The sequence below is a fragment of the Pectobacterium peruviense genome (genome assembly GCF_002847345.1).
Lineage (GTDB): Bacteria > Pseudomonadota > Gammaproteobacteria > Enterobacterales > Enterobacteriaceae > Pectobacterium > Pectobacterium peruviense.
In genome coordinates, this window is sequence record NZ_LXFV01000006.1 from 286,291 (window position 1) to 307,021 (window position 20,731).

At 48.8% G+C, this 20,731-nt stretch carries 21 protein-coding genes; 2 read left to right on the plus strand and 19 right to left on the minus strand.

All coding sequences use genetic code 11. The features are described from left to right. Nucleotides 1-153: 153 nt before the first annotated feature. The 6 genes from A0G03_RS06930 to A0G03_RS06955 all read right to left on the minus strand — a co-directional run bounded on the left by A0G03_RS06930 (nt 154) and on the right by A0G03_RS06955 (nt 6,962). A complete protein-coding gene (locus tag A0G03_RS06930; protein ID WP_053075286.1) occupies nt 154-810 on the minus strand; it encodes a hypothetical protein in 657 nt (218 codons plus the stop codon). A 381-nt stretch (nt 811-1,191) separates the two neighbouring features. After that, on the minus strand, nt 1,192-1,827 hold the full coding sequence (locus A0G03_RS06935) for a hypothetical protein (protein ID WP_048258584.1): 636 nt from the start codon (nt 1,825-1,827) through the stop codon (nt 1,192-1,194). A gap of 378 nt (nt 1,828-2,205) precedes the next feature. Beyond that, a complete protein-coding gene (locus A0G03_RS06940; protein WP_080965211.1) occupies nt 2,206-2,898 on the minus strand; it encodes a DUF2786 domain-containing protein in 693 nt (230 codons plus the stop codon). 62 nt (nt 2,899-2,960) lie between these two features. Next, the gene (locus tag A0G03_RS06945) at nt 2,961-4,163 is read right to left on the minus strand and encodes a conjugal transfer protein TraF (protein ID WP_048258583.1); all 1,203 of its coding nucleotides are present in this window, start codon (nt 4,161-4,163) and stop codon (nt 2,961-2,963) included. Between the two features lie 143 nt (nt 4,164-4,306). Next, nucleotides 4,307-5,107 carry a hypothetical protein gene (locus A0G03_RS06950; protein ID WP_048258582.1) on the minus strand — a complete coding sequence of 267 codons (801 nt, stop codon included), beginning with the start codon at nt 5,105-5,107 and terminating at the stop codon, nt 4,307-4,309. Nucleotides 5,108-5,834: 727 nt separating this feature from the next. Further along, nucleotides 5,835-6,962, minus strand: coding sequence for a site-specific integrase (locus tag A0G03_RS06955; protein ID WP_048258581.1), 1,128 nt, complete (start codon nt 6,960-6,962; stop codon nt 5,835-5,837). 109 nt (nt 6,963-7,071) lie between these two features. Between A0G03_RS06955 and A0G03_RS22095 the strand changes: the two genes are divergently transcribed. Next, nucleotides 7,072-7,506: a phage tail protein gene (locus A0G03_RS22095; RefSeq protein WP_053075285.1), complete on the plus strand. Its 435-nt coding sequence runs from the start codon at nt 7,072-7,074 to the stop codon at nt 7,504-7,506. A gap of 69 nt (nt 7,507-7,575) precedes the next feature. Beyond that, a complete protein-coding gene (locus A0G03_RS06965) occupies nt 7,576-7,998 on the plus strand; it encodes a phage tail protein (protein ID WP_080965210.1) in 423 nt (140 codons plus the stop codon). 237 nt (nt 7,999-8,235) lie between these two features. Here A0G03_RS06965 and pilV read toward each other — a convergent pair whose 3' ends face one another. From pilV to A0G03_RS07030, 13 genes are all read right to left on the minus strand, one after another. Next, complete coding sequence (pilV, locus tag A0G03_RS06970) at nt 8,236-9,630, minus strand: shufflon system plasmid conjugative transfer pilus tip adhesin PilV (RefSeq protein ID WP_048258579.1); 1,395 nt, start codon at nt 9,628-9,630, stop codon at nt 8,236-8,238. A gap of 13 nt (nt 9,631-9,643) precedes the next feature. After that, nucleotides 9,644-10,303 (minus strand): prepilin peptidase, encoded by a 660-nt coding sequence (locus tag A0G03_RS06975; protein WP_048258578.1) that lies wholly within the window; start codon nt 10,301-10,303, stop codon nt 9,644-9,646. Then, complete coding sequence (locus A0G03_RS06980; RefSeq protein WP_072061989.1) at nt 10,300-10,818, minus strand: lytic transglycosylase domain-containing protein; 519 nt, start codon at nt 10,816-10,818, stop codon at nt 10,300-10,302. The genes A0G03_RS06975 and A0G03_RS06980 overlap by 4 nt, the downstream gene beginning before the upstream one ends. A gap of 6 nt (nt 10,819-10,824) precedes the next feature. Then, a complete protein-coding gene (locus A0G03_RS06985; RefSeq protein WP_011092158.1) occupies nt 10,825-11,430 on the minus strand; it encodes a type 4 pilus major pilin in 606 nt (201 codons plus the stop codon). A 55-nt stretch (nt 11,431-11,485) separates the two neighbouring features. Then, complete coding sequence (locus A0G03_RS06990) at nt 11,486-12,652, minus strand: type II secretion system F family protein (RefSeq protein ID WP_223250549.1); 1,167 nt, start codon at nt 12,650-12,652, stop codon at nt 11,486-11,488. Between the two features lie 2 nt (nt 12,653-12,654). Continuing rightward, on the minus strand, nt 12,655-14,214 hold the full coding sequence (locus A0G03_RS06995) for an ATPase, T2SS/T4P/T4SS family (RefSeq protein ID WP_048258577.1): 1,560 nt from the start codon (nt 14,212-14,214) through the stop codon (nt 12,655-12,657). Beyond that, on the minus strand, nt 14,214-14,714 hold the full coding sequence (pilP, locus tag A0G03_RS07000) for a type IV pilus biogenesis protein PilP (protein WP_223250548.1): 501 nt from the start codon (nt 14,712-14,714) through the stop codon (nt 14,214-14,216). Before pilP ends, A0G03_RS06995 begins: the two co-directional genes overlap by 1 nt. Then, a complete protein-coding gene (gene pilO2 / locus A0G03_RS07005) occupies nt 14,711-16,015 on the minus strand; it encodes a type 4b pilus protein PilO2 (protein WP_048258576.1) in 1,305 nt (434 codons plus the stop codon). Before pilO2 ends, pilP begins: the two co-directional genes overlap by 4 nt. Before the next feature lie 10 nt (nt 16,016-16,025). Next, nucleotides 16,026-17,690 carry a PilN family type IVB pilus formation outer membrane protein gene (gene pilN, locus A0G03_RS07010; protein WP_048258575.1) on the minus strand — a complete coding sequence of 555 codons (1,665 nt, stop codon included), beginning with the start codon at nt 17,688-17,690 and terminating at the stop codon, nt 16,026-16,028. A 13-nt stretch (nt 17,691-17,703) separates the two neighbouring features. Then, the gene (locus A0G03_RS07015; protein ID WP_223250547.1) at nt 17,704-18,129 is read right to left on the minus strand and encodes a type IV pilus biogenesis protein PilM; all 426 of its coding nucleotides are present in this window, start codon (nt 18,127-18,129) and stop codon (nt 17,704-17,706) included. Between the two features lie 20 nt (nt 18,130-18,149). Continuing rightward, nucleotides 18,150-19,466, minus strand: coding sequence for a PFGI-1 class ICE element type IV pilus protein PilL2 (pilL2, locus tag A0G03_RS07020; protein WP_048258573.1), 1,317 nt, complete (start codon nt 19,464-19,466; stop codon nt 18,150-18,152). Between the two features lie 150 nt (nt 19,467-19,616). Beyond that, a complete protein-coding gene (locus A0G03_RS07025) occupies nt 19,617-20,054 on the minus strand; it encodes a DUF29 domain-containing protein (RefSeq protein WP_048258572.1) in 438 nt (145 codons plus the stop codon). Between the two features lie 86 nt (nt 20,055-20,140). Further along, on the minus strand, nt 20,141-20,689 hold the full coding sequence (locus A0G03_RS07030; RefSeq protein ID WP_048258571.1) for a single-stranded DNA-binding protein: 549 nt from the start codon (nt 20,687-20,689) through the stop codon (nt 20,141-20,143). Nucleotides 20,690-20,731 lie beyond the last annotated feature (42 nt).

Consider the following 20,731-nt stretch of genomic DNA (forward strand, 5'->3'; position numbering starts at 1 on the left):
TGGCTAACGTCCAGCCATTAACAGACTCACCAGGCGTTAGCATTCGTAGATCTGACCAGCGATTACCTGCTGAATGGGGGATAATGACGGCATATTGCTGCCCTCCCCGATGTTCAATACTGGTTAATGCAAAAGGGGCAGGTACGGGTTTAGTCACCCGTTGAGACTTTTTGCAGGGGTAGCCTTCTGAGGCGCTAACTTTTCAAATCTGTTTTGCCAGTCAGAGGCTAAAGAGGAAATACGTTTATCATGCGCATCTGCTGTTCCCTGGAGACCATTAATTCGCTGTTCAAGGAGTACCAGGCGTTCAGGTATAGCTGATTGCCCTTCCGCGTTTTTAATGTACTGATTCAGCTTTTCATCCAGTGTGCGAGCCAGACTCTGCTGAGACTGGCGGAACGTATCGAACTCCTGCACAGTGATAAATTCACTTCGAAGCTCGCCAACTTTAATTTTCAATTCTTGTATCTCTGTCGGCAGTTGCTGAAGCTGACCATGCCGAAATGCGGCATCCAGCGAGTCCAACTGGACACTCTGCTGTTGGACGATTAGAAACAGCACGACAGAAACGGCTAACGGAACAAAAAATAAAACAACAAGCAGGCTTTTAAAGAGCCATGACAGCCGCGAAGATTGGTTACCTTTATCGGTAGACTCCCCTCGTTCGAAGAGCCCCATACGTCGTGCAGCAACATCAGCGGAGGAAGTCTTTGCGTAATGTGCATCGACCTCTTCAGCGAATGGATCGGCTTCTTGAGCTTCAGATAAAGGTGGTATTACGGTGTCTGTAACAGAGGACTCAGTTGTCATGCCTCAAATCCTTGCCTTTGGTTAACGGTTTTCGCCATTACTTTGCAAAAACCGAGAACCAGAGACGACAAACAACTGAATATTGAGATTGGGAAATTTAAACTAAGACTTGCAGGATAAGGCGGTTGAGAATGTAGCTTTTATCTCAAACAATGAGAGGGATATTAGGTTCTCTTCTTTATTCAGTTGTATTGGATCGGACTTTATCTGGCTATGTTCTGTAGTGGAGGAATACTCGGCAGACGGAAAGTCAATCGGCAGTTTACAGTTCCACTGCCGAGGGGAGGCTCTATCTTTACACTGATTATCTCCAACAACACTGTGGAAACATTTAGTGTGCCAATTCAGTTATAAGCGAAAAGGAGAGATAAGTGTTAGGCATCACCCTTCAATAAAATTCAGCACTTTTTGACCATCTGGCATAGCCGACATTGTCCTCAAAAACACTACGTTCCGCTCCAATATCTTCTTAATCTCCGCAGCCGATATCGGTTTTTCAAGAACCTTAAATCCCTCCAGCTCTTGGTAGTGGCATTGATCTTTATCGCCATTGTAATCGCATACTTTGACCTCTCCAGCGCCTCTACCATAGGCCACTATGCCTTTACCATTTTCGTATAGGAATACTACATCATTGGCATCAATCCGATTAATGTTCCATTTCCAAGGGTCATAAAAAGCAGCAGCAATACCTTTAGTGGCCATCCATTCAGAATCTTCATCGCTATGAGCTTTGTTGGTATTCAAAATATGGAAACCTGCAGTTACATGCGGCACGTTTTTTTCTGTAACAGCTAAATGAGCTAACTCTTTTTTTTCAACCTCAGCTAACGCCTCTTGGGCAGCTTTGGCACCCTGTTCAAGTAGTTTAAGCATGATTTCTTGCTTTGAAAGCTCAAGATCGGAGGCGAGCGTTTCAATAAATGTATGCAGTGACTCAGGCATTCTTATGGTGGAAGCTATAGATTCTTTTTTGATCTTTCTAGAGTTTTCAATTAAAGACAGAAAATCATTCACTTTTGCATCTCCGGTGACAATTTAAATGAATCTTAAGTTGATTCAAAAAAAGAATCAAATAAAATTCATTACGTATAGACCATCAGATGCGTTATGTCATACGGAGATAAATGAAGTTGAAAGCATAGATGGCCATTAGGGATGTATATTAACGATAACGTAAGCATCGTACAGCCTCAGCCACACTACTCCGTACGCTACTGTTCTTAGTTCTACTCGCTATGATTAAGATGTCATGATGTAAGGGGTGTCCGCTCCTACCTGTCAGATTAGGTATACCTCTGAACCACAAAGGTGTTAGCTAAAATATGAGCTAATGTAATCAGCTATCACATTCATCTGGCGTACCTATTGCTACTGGTTTATCACTGAGCTGGATTACCTGTCGATTTTCCCCATTGAGGTTCCGTTAACCGCTTGGTGCAGCCTGGCGTCTTTCCCTGAATGATAACCTGCCAAATACGCATCTTCATCCCCGCGACAGCTTTTTGCTTCACGGCTTTCCAGTTTGCCAAATCCTTCGGAGATCTGCTTGTAATACAGCAGCATTAACCTTTGCTCTTCTGCCTCGACGGAAAACCGACTGATGGCATTCCAGGCACCGTTCACCCAACCAGCGCAAAATTGATCAGCACGATTGGTCTTTGTGATGCGTTTGATTCGTTTATTTTGTGAAGCGATGTACTCCCCTCTGGCTTTAACTAGCTGGATGCTCAATACATCGAACCCGTACGCAGCAATCTGCGGTCGCTCATTCGGACCGTAGAACGTAACAGACCGTCGGTGGTTCCTTGCCCAAGTGTAATAACAGCGCACACCGAATGCATAGCACAGCATGTTGGCCAGGCTGATCACATATTCAGGTAGTTTATTAGCATCAGACGGACAATTCTCGCTCTGAAATTTTTTAATAGACTTCAGATCTATATCCAATTCACTCAGGCCAAATTTACGCATTAAATTTTGAGCCTGGTTGATGGCACTTGCAGACTCATACTCATTTGTACTTCGTTTTGCTAAATGGAATAATTTTTGAATTTTCTTCATGTATTTTTCTTTTTCGTCACTCACTGACTTTCTCCTTTTTACTGATATTCACAAGAGGGGCTATTGGTGAATAGCCCCTTCCATCGTCAAAATGTGAACGTCAGTTGAGCAACAGCACCATACGTTCTGTCTGTACCAGCCATCCCGGTGATATCCAGATGCACCACATCAAACGGGGACAAGCCAATGCCGGCAGTAAAGTAGGAGTTATCGCTGTCATGAATATCAGTACGATACCCTGCACGCAGTTGCGCCCATTTCCATGCATTCAGCTCACCGCCCACGCTGACATACTGACTGTCTTTATCAGAGTTAAAACGGCTCGCTGGAGTCAGATCGACATCGAGTGCTGTAGTAAAGAAGCTGTTGCTATATGCGGTTCCCAGCGTTGCCTGAGGCTTGATTTTGAACGTATCTTTGACGCCGTTGACTTCTTTCGTCTCGATACTGCGAGCAACCAGGTTCTGACCGACAAGACCAACAATCCAGTTATCACTCAGGTTGGTTGCAAAACCCACATCTACGTTGGCGCCCGTTTTATCGTTACGATAATCGCTACTACGGAAATCCGAACTGTCGTAGTTATTGATCGCAACGTTGTAATTGAATGTATAGACGCGCTGCACCTTCGGTGTAATACCGGCAGAGAACTCGAATCCGCCGACGTTGAATTCACGTGCCATCGCAACGCCCACGTCCGCAACGACAGCTGCACGGCCATTAGCGGATGACGTTAATGAACTCAGGTCAGAGCCGTTGGCTGTTCCGTTTGACACCCCATCAAGCCACTGGAGGTCGCTATCTGTCACATTGGTCTTGACTGTGGCTGTTCCCCATCCCTTTGCAAGAACTGCAAATGGCAGAACGCTGTTAGGAACTGCCGCGACCGTTGACGCGCCAGCATGCGCTTTCGCATGACTACCAGACAAGTCTTGCAATGATGCACGTAATTTGGCAGCCGACAGGCTGGTATCCCCCCCTGCGTTGACAGCACGTTCAAACGATTTCCAGTCGTTGTCGATACGATCGACACCATCCTGCAGATTATCCGGATCGGAGACCTGAGCACCCACGGCAGGTAAAATCAGGCTGAAATCATCGGATTTATCGAATTTTGTCAGCAATGCAGGGTTAACCAACGCCGCTGCACTGTAGTGTGAAGACGCAACTCCCGTTCCACCCATAGCGTCGTTACGAGCTTCAGTCCATGTTCCTGCAGCGTTAGCTGAAGCAGCAACTGCACTGATCCCCGCAATAATAAAACTGCGTGTGATTAATGAAGGTTTCATTCGTTATTTCCTATATATTAAATAAAAGTATTTTATGATTATGTTTTCTTAATATTTCCTGGCACTGGCACAACATTCACTTGTTTTTTTAAAAAAGGTTCCCTGATACTGGCGCATCATTAATTATTAAAATATTTTATAAACTAACCCACTAGCCAATCTTGATAATTTTGATATTCAACTTGGCATTTATCAACAATCATAACTGGAAATACGGAACCAAAAGTCAAGGATTCCACTTGTCTCTGCGAATAAGTTAGATACCTAGTACTTTTTGTTTTTTCTCCGGGCCGACAATCAACCTCCCATTCTTTCAAGACACGATAAACCTTAATGATTGGGATTCTAATGATGCCCTGAATATCTTTCCATTCTTTTGTAAAAGCTAAAGTTACTTCATAATTACCCACCGCACGAAAATAGGCTACCTCAATGTCATCACTCAAAACATCATGATTCAAAAAGTCATTGTCAAAAAAGTAGTTATTCGACATCGGATAGTTTTTTTCACAAAGCAGCCATTGCACATCGATTTCAAACCATAAAGCCAACTGATGTAGCACCTGGGGATTCAACAAATCCAGTGTTCGCTCAGCACTGGATAATGCCCCCTGGCTAATACCAAATGGTGCTAATAGTTGAGCTTGCTGCAGAGCACTTAACCCGAATGTATCCATTAACAAACAAAAACGCTCATAAACTCCCATCATTTTATCAGCCGTTGATGTTCGGGCTTCAGAAAGCCCCCCCTCGAGAATAATGCCGTAGAGTGTTGACTTAGAGACCCCCATACGTTCAGCATGCATATCAAGAAACGCTCTGCTTTCAGGCTTGATTCTTACCGAAAACTGGCTATTACTACCATCATATTTACCATCATCTTCAGGGAATGCCTTCTCACCTGAACGCAACAGTGCAATTAACGCAGTATATGTAGGATTCATTCACTACGACTCCACGTAAAAATCATTTCAATGTAATTGAGTAATTCGCTTTAATGTACAAACGAGATTAAACAACATAATTAACCGTGTACAACAAAATAAATCGATCGGTTCGATCTAATGTATCGATCACATTAAAGTAATGTACTTATTCAATCCACGGTAAATTAACCATCCCAACTAAAAGTTATCGCGCCATAACTACAATCATTACCCCTCTATGAGGGATCGTTACCAGTCGCCATTCTTGTAAAAATGTCTGGCATATAATCCCTACCCGCTCCACTCTTGATAACGCCACAGTCGATACTCGGTAACGGCGACCACACTTAGATAAGACATTCTCAGCTAACTGCACCTGAGAGGTTCTCATCAAATGAGAGCGAAAAATGACTGATTCTCTTTTGTTTTGAAGAGCCGCGTCTAATGTAGAGACGAATGCAGTATTAAATTTTTTCAACTGATTTTTGTTGAGGTGCCCAATTCTAGAAAACAATGAAACATGAACCACTGCATACCGTCTTCTCCTATGCTTCATATATGAGACAGAAAATCCTTTGAATGGCACAAGCAGACATATAAAAAAGTAAATGGGGCAGTACAGAACAATAAATACGACAAACAAAAATACAAAAATCATAAGTGGCCACATGGGGGAATAAGTACCCAAAGCATGCAAACTGCTTAAAGAAATGGCGATATTTAACTCAATATCGCCTCTTCAGATTTAGAGTGGGTTGATCAGTATGCGTTCACTCATATTGACAGATATATGACCAGGAGGAGGGAGCCTTTCGCCATTCTTTGCAGCTATCGCTTGAAATCTGAGTAATTCAACAGATGCTACTCTTAACGCATCATCATATGTTGGGGCGGTAACCGCCAAATCATCAAAATCAGAAAATGTCATTGTTACCCTCCCACTATCATGAACTTCGATATCCGCTGGGTACGGTATGAAAATCGAAATTAGTTTCTGTGCCTGTTTCTTACGTGCATCGAGTTTACCGACAAGATGAGTCGCCCTGAGATGAGTATACCGTTTTAGCATATTCATGGATTTATGCCCTGATATTGCTGCGATTTCCATAACGTTCAACGTGTCCAACTCGAACAAGCGACTGATAGCTTCATGCCTAAGATCGTGAAAATGGAGATTTTCAATAGACATGGACTGCAATGCAATACGCCACGCGCTTTTAAAACCGCTTGAAGTATAGGAAAAAACACTCCCGCATTCGTGCCGAACAAGCTCACTAATATCTTTCAGTACCTCGCGTGCTTTCGAAGACAATGGTACATCACGTGCAGAGCCGTTTTTCGTTAATGGCAGGTGAGCAATACCGAGTCGAAGGTCTATATGCTCCCAACGTAATGACAATATCTCGCCCTGCCTCATTGCAGTCTCAACAGCCAAACGAAATATTGCCAATAATTCAGGGTTTTTACCTTTAAAATAACGCATTATTTTCCGTTCTTCTTGAGAAGCTAACCTGCGCGTCCTTCCCGAAGAAACCGTTGGCTTTCTTACATTCTCAACGGGGTTATTTGTACATGTTCCCCATTCAACTTTGGCCAAATTATACAATGCTGAGAGCAACGCCATTTCAAGACGAACGGTATTGCCGCTGATAGCTTTTTTTGTTCGAGGATTAATCTGGGCCAGCCTATCATCCCTGTAGCTAGCAATATCGACTGATGAGATCTCATCCATGTAACTGTTAGCAAGTGGTGACCTTTTGATAACATTTATTCGATAAAACTCCTGTAACTGACCTCTCTTATGCCGCGACACGGCAGAAAAATACTTATCCAGCGCCTTACTTAGCAGTATCTTTTTTATACGTTTTTTCATCAGAAATGTCCGTCCCTAAATTTAAAGGGAAAGACAATACCGCAGTTTGCCTAATTGCCAATCCGGTGCGTGGAAATCCACGTCATCCATTCAGCCTGGCACCATTACGATGTGGGGAACGCCAGTCCCTCCTGAGGGCTGGCTAGAGCTCAATGGCCAACTATTTAATCCCAGCGGCAATCCCGTCCTGGCCAGCCTGTACCCTTCAGGTCTAGTGCCAGACTTCAGGGGGTATTTCCCTCGGGGCTGGGATAATGGTGCTGGTATCGACTCGGAGTCGTCTAGAGCGATATTAAGTATTCAGGGAGATGCGATACAAAATATTACAGGGAAACTCCCATCCATGACATGGTCCCAAGGGCTTGCAAGTGACGAGTTTTTTGTCGGTGCATTTAAGAATGATCGTTTTATTGGCCCCGGTGACCGGGGCACTGACGAAACAACGACATTCCAAGCTAGCTTTGATGCATCACGAGTAGTTCCTACTGCCGAGGAAAATCGACCGAAAAACATTACTGTGATGTTCATTATCAAAGCTGGTTAGTGGACTTGAGCGCTTTGCCAATCCGGTGCGTGGAAATCCACGTCATCCATTCAGCCTGGCACCATTACGATGTGGGGAACGCCAGTCCCTCCTGAGGGCTGGCTAGAGCTCAATGGCCAACTATTTAATCCCAGCGGCAATCCCATGCTTTCCAGCCTATATCCTTCCGGCCAAATACCCGATTTTCGCGGCTACTTTCCTCGAGGCTGGGATAACGGATCTGACGTAGACACCGATGGTTCACGCGCTATTTTAACCGTACAAAATGACGCGATTCGAAACATTACAGGTTCATTTCAAACGTTTGACTCCAACGGATATTCACCATCTGGAGTGTTTTCCCATCAGTCTAGACATGGCTCAGAGGTGTCGGGCTCCCCTCAAGCGTGGAGCCATTCAATAGTACAAATTGACGCCTCTAGCACTGTTCCTACGGCAGAGGAGAATCGACCTAAGAATATAGCAGTGATGTTCATCATCAAAGCTGGCTAACTCTGCAGGCTAATGCTATGAAAATGGACAGCAGTACGCATCTACATGCTCATCATCTAATCCGCTCGGCCAAATCATAAATCTTGTTCCAGTCATTACTGAATCAGAGGGACAGATGGCAGATTTATAATATTGGCGAGCACCTGGGTTTACCCAGGCGTCTGGTGCAGAGACCCATTGACAACCATTTTGATCAATTTTACCGGAGCCTGCCCACGCACCGGATTGGCAAACTGATTATTCACACATTACAACTGACTGAAAACAGTTATTGTCGCCATTAGAGTTCGTCACCCATTGTGTTGTATTTAAAGGATAGGAGCTATCTGGAGAGTTCTTCCCCTGACCATACCAACCTAATATCCATCCTCCGGCACCGACTGTTTTTCCCGTTGGACAAGTGGCAACTGACCTGGCAGTCGAAGAACAAGTTGTGTTTCCGACCACGATTGTTTTGTCCGTTATTTTTATGCCAGTCCACGCACCGGATTGGCAAGTAAGTATCGCGCCAGTACTGTCATGGCCTATCAGGCCAGTTGTATCGCTGATAGATGTCAGTCCCAGCGTCACCGCATCACAAGAATCGCCGGAAACAACAACGGTCTTTTGGTACAAAAATTGGTCAGCGACAACCAATTTACCAGCACTGACATCATCGGCAGCACTAACGCTTTTTTCTGAAGTAATGTCTCCTTCGACATTCAAGCCAGCGTTCTTCAGCTCGACTTTCTGTTTATCGTTATTCCATTTCAGCCAAGCTTGAATATCGTTCCCATTACGCCAGCCAAAAAAGCCATTACTCTCCAATGCCACAAATCTCGCAGCATTCACCTCATTCGCATTTACCTGTTCGGCATTATTGATGTTATTACTATTCATATCGATAGCGGTGTTCATCTGGTTATATTCCGGATGAGCATCACTACTGAAGCGATAAAGGCGATCGCTTTCTTTATCCAAACCACCAATCAGGCCGCCATTGATGGCCACTGCAATATGTCCAGGTTCTGCAGTTAACCCAAACGGGGTGACGGGAAGGGACCAGGATAATTCGGCTCCATACGCCGTATTCGCCTGTCCACCCAACTCAGTCAGGCTTGGATCGCTGATAAAACCGCCCATCCCATCGATGAGCTGAGCAACTCGACGAATGCCACCTTCGTCCAACGCTTCGCCACCCGCGGTGACCATCAACGCTTCCAGTGCCGGTTTTGTTGAACCATTCACCGTACGCGCTCTCACCCCGAAACGATAGGTCTGCCTGTCCATCGTTGTTGTGCCCATACCTTCATCAAGGTATCCCGCATCAATCAATGTCTGAGCAGTGAACGGCTGCGGTAATGGTGTGGATACCCCCGCCGTACAGGTGGCAGGGGCCAACTGACATAAATAGGCATCATGTTTATCAGACACATACTTCCCAGCAGCCTGGGATACTTTACTGGCATGACGGGCAACGGTCTGGTAATGCAACTCTGTCACATAATTGCTGATCACCTGCGTGACCAGGCCAATCAACGCAATAAAAACCATCACACCGATGATTGAATCTTTGATTAAGCTACCGCGAGCAGGCTGACGCAATATGCCGCGTCGCAATTGCCCCTGTAATGACGTGATTATCGAAAACATAAGGCCACCTCTATCAGTGCCAGAGCGTAAACATAAAGCGATCCATTAATCGCTGGATATCCGTCGTGAAGGGAATAATTAGAGCACCACATCCGGCAATCCAGGGGCCAAGCGGCGTATGATCACGCGCAGTCAGTTGCATCGTCAGCGCACCGGCAGTCAGGGACATAAACAGGATCACGCTTCCAGCGACCCCTGCCCAGGCACTCAAAACCAGCCACAGCATGATGTCTCCCCGTCCGGGTAGAAGGGGGGCCAGCGACGGTCGAATAACAACAGTGATGAGCGTTGCTACCACGACCATGGCAGACATCAACATCACCGGTTGAATGATGTAGGCCGGCAACGGTGAGTAATACAGAGAGAAAAAAAACAGCGGCACGGTATAGCTGTCCGGTAACCATTCTCGTTCCACGTCAGCTACTGCACACGCAAGCAGCCCAGCCAGCATCAGTAGAGGAAAGGGATTGGCACCATGAACATAGAGTGATGCCAGACTGACCAACCAGAATGGGATAACGATTAACAACAGAGTCATCCCATTCAGTACCGGCGCGGGCGGTAGTGCCAAAAAACGAGCAAACCAGCGCACATGCTGACATGCCAGCCAAGCGACTATGGCTAATCCAACAAAGAGCAAAGAGGCCAAAGAAAGAAATAGCGTCAGCGTCATTTCAGTACAATACCCCGACGTTCACGCAACAGCCGTTCGTAGCGTTTCCAGATGATGTCAGCATAATTTTCACGAAGTCGATGACGCTTATCACCGAACCCGGCGTTATAGCTCCCTAAACAGTTCCAGGTTATGCCGCAGACCTGAAAATGGGATGCCAACAATCGGGTACCAATCTGAATATTCAGGCACGGCTTATCCAGAAGATCCTGCTCTGTCGAGATAATGCCTTCTCGAATCAGCTTCGGGATATTGCCTGAGTTCACCATCATCAGACCGTAATCCGCACTGCCATCCGAGTTACTCCGATTAACAGCGTGCGGATTAAAGCTACTTTCCTGTTCCATCACCGCTTCAATCAGCAATGTGTCGATGAAATATTTCACACTCGCAGCATTAATGCAGGCCAACCAGGGTTGCACCGTATATTTTGCCGGGGATTTTCCCTGAGCAACGCTGTTGCCCGGGAAATAAGCCAGCAAGATAGCCGTGATAAGCAGCAACATATTGGCCATGATTAATTAACGAGACGTGGTAATAATGACGGTTTTATCGCCACCATCGCACTGCGTACCGATCATCGTCGCCGCCGTTGATGTGCCTGTGGTGACATTGGCCGTCACCATCGCTGTGCTGCCAATAGTGACAGAATAGATAGACTCCCCGGCGTTCAGGAACATCTGCGATAGATCGCCGCACCCTCCTTCAGACACACCCGTTAATGTCAGCGAAACCGAGTTATTAAATGCCGAGCCGTTTGTCCTGGCAGGAGCCAGAGAATACGTTCCGCCGTAGCGGTTGTAATAAATATCACCCGTGCGATCGACCGATGTAGGAATACCATTAACTGCACGTAACGTTGCCATTGACGCCCCGGTATACCCCGCCCTGCTCTTCAGCTTGCGAGACTGCTCCAGCATTGTGGTCACTTCCGTTTGGGTCGCACTATTCTGATACAACCCCCATAAATAAGAACCCAGTTGAAAGACAAGAATAACGACAGCAGCAGCGACCACTAACGCGATAATGGCATCTTTCAAATTGCCGCCCCGTGCAGGGCGATAGTGGGCGATGAGCCACGGTGCAATACCGCGTTTGCGGCGAGTTGTAGCCAGAGACGTTTCCATTCAATAACCTCTTGAGAATAATTAGTTTTAAAAAAACGGGATGTCGTAATACAGGTCAGAACCCCTGAGAACTTAATGTCATCGTCAGCCCCACTACGGCAAACATGACGTAAATCAGAAAAGCACCAATGATGCCGCCCAGACCAAAGGTCAGCCAGTTACTCAGTGACCGGATCCGCTCTAGTGCAACGGGCATCTGCTCCTGCCCCCAGTCATTGAGTACATCGGCAATATCGCGACTGGCACCTGCACGACTGAGAAAAATGGCACTTTCTCTGGACGGAAAGTTATAGCCACTCTCATAGAGTGCCGACCCCAAATTGCGACCGCTGCGCACACGAAAAGCTGCCGCATCGAGGCGTGCGACCAGCCACGGTGAAGCATGCTTGCTAAGCGTATTCAGGACTTCCAGTGAGAGCATGCCCGCTTTCAGCAATGAGCCGGCGCTGAGCATAAATAGCGCGCCTTGCAGTGTGGCGTAGATTGACCAGGGCGGAATGAATTCGAAAAAATGGCGACGGATAACCCCCCCACGCTTCGGAAGATTGCGAATAATGCTGAAAGTGATAATGCCGATGACAAAACATAGAACGGCCCCGTGCTCCTGCATCCCACGACTGACGCTATTCAATATGATGATATGTAACGTCCAGCGCTCCTCGGGGATCAGCTTGGACATTGCGGGCAACAGATGTTGCGATACGCCGTAGAGGATCCCTGGTATAGAGCACATGACCAATCCCATTTGGCCTAATGCTGGAACCATGGCACTGCGTATTTGCTGAATATATTTCAGCAAACTAATGGATTGGGCCAACGATTCAGACATATTGCCCGAGGCATTCCCCACCCGAAAAAGCACCGCCTCCAGTGGTGAACACCATGCCGCCAGAACGTCTTCTGGTGTGGCTATCTGATCACGTGGGCCAGGCAAGTTCATCTCAGCAAACGTACGTTTGCTAACCGCATCACTCAGTTGCTGGCAAAGCAAGCTGCCGCGATTACGCCGCTTTCCGTTATCACTGTAAATATCCCGCATGATGTCGAAAACTTCTGCCTGCGGCATACCCATACGCCAGAATGTACGCACCATCTGCCAAAACTTAATTCGTTCTGTCAGCCAAAACGTCCGGCGCATCATTGGTGCCCAGGTCACGGATAAAAACAGCAAAACCGCTAAAACCAGCAACAAACAGAAGATAGCTATCAGCAATGTCACCATGGCTAAGCGCACTCCATAAAGTCGCGATCTTCATCCGGATCTAGGTGCTCTGTGGCCATCACCAGATCAGTTTCGCCAGCCAGCAGCAGCCGCCGTAAATGCTGTCCACGGCTAAATCCGCCTGCATGAATCCAGCGCCGACGAGCCACAAAACTCCCCTCATCCAGCCAGCTTTTCATGATGTGACGATCGGGGCGTACGATTTCTGCAACCAGGGTTCGCCCACCGATCCCCTGGTTAATCGCGGTTCCCAGCAATTGCTTCGTACAATGTTCACAGCCATCGGGATTACGAAACCGTAACTGACTAAGCTCATCCGCATTAAACATGCGCCTGGCCAGCGTCTGATGCGGGAGAGGGATCATCTGTAGTTCAAGAGCTTCAGACCACGGTAATGAGCAGGACGGACAAATCGTATTCACCAGCGTCTGGGCAATCAACCCCCGAAAATAGGTCGGATTCGCCAGCTCACGTGCATCAATCCCCCAGTTACGCATACGGGTCAATGCATCCAGCGGATAGGTACAGTGGAGCCCAAACCAGCCGGGATGACCGCTGATAGACGTTTCCAGAGCGGCGTACGCTGACGCATAATCGCGAGCCTCTCCAGTATAAATTCCATCCGGATCAAGACGCAGGGACATCACAACACTACCCGCCCAGGCTTCCCCCGCCTGATGCAGACTGAGGTTGTCAGTGTTTACAGCACACTGCACTGCGCCAAAAATCAGTCCCTCTATCGGCGCTTCCTGGGTCTGGAGGCTGACCTGCCCGTTATTTCTGGCCAGCCATCGACCAGCGAGGACCCTCTGCGTTGTCGATTTACCGGAGCCAGTAGTCCCGCACAGGCCAATCAGCCCCTGTGATGTCAATTCAATTTCTTCCAGCGCCGCTTCATGCTCCGGCTGATAGCCTAAGCTTTGCAGCGTTCTGATACGTCCGCGATCGTCTTCAATCAGGCGCATCACCGCAAAAACGCCACCGTCATCGGTCGGGCGATGGCTGTAGCGCGCAGCATACAGGTTCATGTCTGCCAGAAACTCCGGTTTGACGCGCCCATCCTGAGCAACCCGCGGGTTATACCCCTGAGATTTGGTGTCGCACATGCTTTCCATCATGGTCGACAACAATGTCCCGCCTTCTTCAAAATCCGGTTCACGGATGGTGTACAACAGCCCATTGATCCGGGTACGGATCCTGCTTCCCTGGCGACGGTCAAGGTGTACATGGATATCAGAGGCGCTCATCGATATGACGTCGCGAAACATCCGACGCACATCGCGCTGTGCCCCACTGATCCCCACTTCCACGTCATGCGTATTCGCCAGCCCCCCCTGACCGAGTTCGCTTTTCATCACAAACTCAGGCGGTAATGGCTTCAATCCGGCACGACGCAGCCCGGCAAACCAGCTGACGAACGTCGGTTCTTCACGAATTTCTCGGTTAACACGTACACTCACAGACTCGTTATCAAGACGCGTGAGTGCAATATCCTCGCAGTACTGCCCAGGCACGCGACAGGCTAAATCTGCATCGGCTGACTGGTGAACATCCATCTTCATTATTGTGCTACCCCCGTCTGGATTACCTGTCCGTTGCTAAGTTCAACACCACGTGACGTAATGCTTTTCACGCGATGTTCACTACCAGGCCAGGTATCTCCTGGCTGAAGTACGATACGGCGACCGTTAAACTCAGCAGCCGCGCGGAGTTTCCTGTTTTCACTCCATATCTCTTTCAAACGCGCGGCCGTAATAGCCAGGCTTACCCCAGCGCCTTTGTTCGCTGTACCCAGCCCAACACCAGATATGGCTGAAATATCGGGCCGATTCTTCAGCGTTTGTCCTTTCAGCCGGCTTTCCGCCAGGGCGTTCTGCGCATCCTGTTTCGCCTGCTGTGTTTTTATCAAATCAATTTCCAGCTCAACGGCTCTTAGCGTCTCGACGGTTGGCTCATCAGAAACAAGGACGCCTCCAGAAGGAGCGGGACTGATTTCAGTCACATCAGAAGCCAATACCGATGCCGTAAACAGCAACGGAAATAGGGAAAAAACTTTCATCATGGTGCATTTCCTTCTGATGCAACGCTGCCCTGGGGCTGAGCACGACTGTATGCCGTACCATCCCATGACCAGGTCAGTGACCGCCCTTCAACCTTCAGCCCGATGCGCGTCAAACGGAGTCCCACGGCAGATAATCCTGCAAGCTGAAATGAAGGGGCTAAACGAGAGGTGTGAGAAAAAGCAAATGTGCTCCAGTCCTGGATCCATACAACCTGATCATCCAGCGGGGTTGATGTTGGAGGAACACTCTGAAGTGAGGGCTGGATACCCCGAGACTGAAAGAAGCTCAGCAACCGCCGACGCAGTGGTTCGCTGTCAATCACGCGATCGTCACCACCGCCCAGAAGCGCGGGATAGGAAAATGCAATCTGCGCGGTATCCCCGCTCTCATCGATAAAAACAGCCGGAGAGCCAGGAAGATACTGCACAGCCTGGATCAGACGGTTGACCGTAGCCAATCGGCTGTCTTTTTCCCGTACCCATGTCGTCATGACACCATCTGCCCGGCAGTCGGCAGAGGACAACGGCCAAAAGCCCAATTTCAGGGGAAGTGCGTCCAACTTACGTTCGCAGACCGTTAGCAAAACCTGAGCCGATGGCTGAATCACCCACGGGTGGGGTAATACTCGTTTTTCTTTTTGGGAAAGCTCGTTATCTCCCGCAGCCATCGCAGCCAGCTTTGCTTTTGCCGCCTCGGCCTGGCGGGCAGACCAGTTCTGCCAGTACTGCACGCCCCACATCCCGGCAATGCCGACCGCAAGTAGCACCGGCATACTAATCAGTAACGTCCGCCGTATTCTGGCAGGACACGTCAGCCGATAACGCGCTGGCCAGTCGCGACGTCGCGACGGCAGGATATCAGCGGGTACAGCAGGAGCCTCCGGCGTAGAGGCGACATTCCATCCCGTATCTGGTGTTGGTGTGAGCGCAATAAATTCACTGGTGATAGCGAGCATATCGTCGCGCGCACCGCAGATGTCGCCGTTAAGCGCTGGAATGCCATTGATGGTCGCTAAAAAAACGAATTCGTCGTCACCGAGCTGGACAACACCATACCCATTTTCCCCTGTCCAACTCGTCGCCAGTGCGGCAAGTGACCACAACCGCCCAGGCCTCCATGGGCAAGCGCCCGTGACCGCTGGCGCACCAGAATGAATATCGGCCCCTTTATTGAGCCCGCGCATGGGGTTTAGCTTCAGAGATAACACATCGCGTCCAAATCGCTGGGAAGCCTTTTCAGACATCGGTTCCCAGCGTAATCCCGCAATTAACCCACCATTTTCATGAGGTACAGTAATCACGTTATCGTCCTCACATCAGCACGGGCGTAACAGCGATAATCAGCGTAACGTCATCCGTCTCACTGGATTTACCACCGCCGGCTACCATAACATCAGGATCAAACGCCCCTTCGCGAGAGGCAGTAAGATTACGGGAGTTATAGCCACTGACGATCAAGGTCTGACCCGGCTTCAAATTAACCCGCTCACTTAAGCTGCGTACGGTGGTATAAGGCATCTCCATTTTAGTTCTGCCGTCTTCAGACGATTCACGGCGTAATTGTGCCGGATCGGAGTGGCTGAAGTTAAATTGCAGTTGAATATCCCCTTCATCGCGAATATCCGGTAACAGCGTCATTTGCGTCCCTGTAGTGATACTTCCTGGCTCCATATCGGTTGTGGCATAGTTCTCAGATACCGTTGTCTTCTGGTTTCTCAGGTAAACCATTTGTCCTGCGATCTGAAACGGTGCGGGGACCAGATTGGTGGTCGTCGCCTCATGCGCCATCACAACAGACACCTTGCCTTGCGTCTCTAGCGCTCGGAATAACGCCGTTGTTCCTGCAAATTTCCCATCAACAACATTGATACCCGCAGATGAAACAGCGGTAGTTGCCGTTGGCGTACCCGCCAACGTTAAGCCAAAGCGATCGAGACGCTTACCCACGACAGACCAGTCCAGTGATGTCTGGCTGGAGCCCTTACGCTGAACCGAATAGACACTCACCATCAACTTGACCATCCGATTCATACGCACATTCAGGCTGTCGATATAACTCTCGACTCTATCCAATACCTGGGGAACATCTGTCACAACCAGTTCGCCCGTTGAACCAGACAGATGCCAACTTCCGGATGAGCTGACCATCGATTTGATGGACTGACCGATATCATTATGAATTTTGCTTTCCAGCTTGACGCTCGTGCTTTGTCCGGAATTTTGGCTGCCACTGACCGAGCTGCTATCACCACCGGCTGTCGAACTGCTGGTTCCCGTTAAGTTAGAGTTCATCGCCGTTTCGGCATTGAGAACCTTGAGACGGTAAGTTCGCGTATCCAGGTAATACAGCACCACCTGACTGTTTTCGAATTTCCAATTAAGTCCCAAGCGAGAGGTAATCTGATCCAACGCCCCGCCCAGCGGCTCCCCTTCCCAACTAATATCCGTAATCAGCCCTGCACCGATATTCGGTGAAAATGATTGAGTAGACGTTACGCCGCCAATACTACCAAGTGCGGGACGCCCACCTTCATCTGGACGAGGAAGCGCCCCCTGGATAGCGCGAGTCGCCCCTACGCCTCCCTGTGATGCTGGACCGGACAGCGCGCTCATGGCATCAGGCGTTATCACGACAGGGAACCCACAACTGCGGGTAATACGCTGCCCTACTTCATACAAAGACAAGCTGCCATCAATAATCAATGTCAGGCTGCATGGCGGCAACTTAACCTGTTGCGCGCGAGCGCTGACACAAATAGGACGGGGATTAACCCAGGGCTCATCGACCCAGACCAGTGAAGGTGAGGAAGGCTGCTTGAGAGATAATCCATGCAACTGCTCAGCTGTCCGGATATCCCGCTCAGCTTGATCATCCGCATCACGAAATCCTTTGGTAGCACAACCATTCAGGACCGTAGAGACGAGCAATGCCAACGCAACGTTCCGGTAAGTAAAATGAGGAGTAAATTGTGACATCGTCCGTCTTCTCTTAGTTGATGTATACCAACGAGCCTTCCGTGACACTGGCAGGCAATGGAACTGACCAAGGGGCAGGGTCAACCAGAGTATTCACTCGGCCGTCGCTGATACGAGCCAGAAGCCGCGAGTCACGGGATAATTCACGTAACACCTTGGCCATACCCGGTTTTTCTTTTGCCCACACAACAACCCGTCCGTTATGTTCGGTACAGTAAATGTCTGGGTTATCTTCCAATCCAGGAATCGAAAGTAGATTTGAGGGGCGGTTCCCGGGACATAAAGACAAAACGTTTATCCCCTGAGCCTTCAACCTGCCAAGCGTGTTGGCCGTCTGCAGCATGTGGCGCGCAGTGGAGGTTTCGATGACCGAATCACTCAACGCGTCACCGGCAGAGCGAGCCCCTTGATACCCGCCGATCAGGACTAACAACGCCATTAACACCAACATGCCTTGCACTACTTCTCTCCAGGTTTATCAGAGACAGCAACAACGCATTGGCTGCGATTAGCACGACCGTAGAGCGGCGTATCAACCTTTCCTGGACCATACAAAAAGAAAATGCGCTCTAATAGTGCATCAAAACTGCCATGGATGACTAAGCGAGCAGAAATGGGGTAGTCAACATTAACGGGCCAAACAACAGTCCATTTTCCGCCGTATGGACACTCAACAGTGGATGCCTGACGTGTCAAAAACTCACGTAATGTAATACCCGGTTCTGCTTTCCAGACCGGGATAATGACAGGGATGGGCTTAGGTTCCGAAGCCAAAGACGGAGAAACTACTGGCGTTGATACCACCGGAGAAACGGTTGCAGGGATCGTTTTAGACGGCGTCGAAAGCAGCTTTGTCGTTTCCTCTTTTTTCGGCGACAGCGCAACAGGGGCCGGCGGTAAGGCTGTAGTCGGTGCCAAGGTGGATTTTGCAGCCGGAGCTGGAATAACTGAAGATTTGACCGGTGATGGTTGCCCAGACAACGGGAGCATTTGGGCAGCAACAGAAGGCATCGGTATAACAGCAGAAGATACCGACGTGTTCGCAGATACAGGGGTCGTTACACCCGCGACTAAAGGCTTACTGCTTGTCGCAACTGGCGACGGTGTCATCAACGTAGGAACAGGCAAGGGTTGACTGTCCGGTTTTAACATGCGCGTTGTCGTCTGCGCCCCTGAGCCCGTAAAGGGAGTTCCGGAAGTCTTCGGCGTCGTTGAAATGGCCGATTTAACAGGTGCGGTAGACAATGCAACGGAGGCGGCTGGCGCAAATGAACGGTATTCATCGCGAAGCACAAAACAGATCTCCCGATTCACATCATCGACACGCAGTCGCCACGCAGGACCGGCAACTATCTGCAACGCTTCACTGAGACGAACCGGGCCAATATTGCGTTGTACGCCTGGCAGCGGACGCCCAAGTAGTTCAGAAAACATTGATGAAGACGAAGGGCATAGCGAATAACCAGACTCTAACAACAAATACCGAAATCCATCCCCGACGCTACGCACCAGTTGCGGGGGCATCGTGATGTCGATCATTTGATTGAGTGGATCGCGTTGTGAATCCGCAGGGCGGGTGCTGACCAGCGTATAGCGATCATAGCGCACAACCTCAGGTGAACGATTTTGATAAATGTCGTTCACTCTGGGAGACACATTCTGACGGGAAACTGAAGACGTAGTTGTCTGTTGAGCACATCCAGCTACCAATATTGCTGCAGCAGAAAGGCATGCCAGCGTTGGCGTATTTAGAGGGTGCCGCATAGGTCTTGTCATCAGTCTCCACCGTGTTTAAGAGAAATCTCAAAATCAGGTGGTTATTCTGCCGACAAGCCCAGACTGAACAACGCTAAACTAAAAACGTGCTCAGAAAAGAAAAACGCTGACCGAAGCCAGCGTTAGTGCCCTATTACTACAGGGGATCAGTTAATTTGGCCAAAACTCGGCGTACAACACCTCTTCTACTGTCCAGATTTGTTCATCCGGCAAGTTTTCAAGCTGTGTTTCATCCGTAGCGATGGCAACTGCTTTAGACCAGATCACATCATACCAATCAGGGTCATTCAGCTTGGTTTTCAAACTGGGAGACTCTTTCAACGCATACGCAACATCTTTACGCTGCGCTTTGACCGTCTTTTCCCAGCTCGAACCACGACGTTCCGGTTGATATTTCCATTTCAGCAGGTGAGCAATCAAGACAGCCATGCGGCTTGCCAGCTCCCGTTGTTCGCTCTTACCCACGTCTGCAATCTCCTCTGCAACATTTTTGCAGTCGATCTCTGAAAATTTACCGGAGCGTAAAAGTTCCGCCTGTTCGTTAGCCCAGGCGACGACATCAGTCTCGTATCGAGTATGAGTAGTCATTTTACCCCCGTAAGATCACAGACAAAGTAAGCGTTTTACTAAGTCTGTCATGTAAAAAAGCACCAGTCAAAGACTGGTGCTAGTGTTTACGAAACGGCATAGATCGCCTTGCGACATACGCCATAACCAAACCCAAGGAACGGGATATCATCGTCAAAATCCATCGGCGGTTCATTGCCTGCTGAACGTTGAGACTGTGGGGGACCACTCTGCGCCGGTGCAACTGGCTGCTGAGGTTTTCCCCATGTAGTACTGGCTGCACTTTGGTTGTTACTTCCAGCGTTAGGACGAGAGCCTAGCATCTGCAATGTGCCACCAACGTTAACGACAATTTCAGTCGTATAGCGCTCTACTCCAGCCTGATCGGCCCATTTACGCGTTTGTAATGAACCTTCAATGTAAACCTGAGAGCCTTTGCGAAGATATTCGCCAGCGACTTCAGCGAGCTTCCCGAAAATCACCACACGGTGCCATTCGGTCTTCTCTTTCTGTTCACCACTTTGCTTATCCCGCCAGGTTTCAGAGGTCGCTAATGTCATGTTGGCAACTGCACCACCATTCGGCATATAGCGAATTTCAGGATCCTGACCGAGATGGCCAACTAAGATAACTTTGTTAACACCGCGTGAAGCCATAATTTGTCTCCTTTTACATTGAAAAACACCCCGCAAGCGAGT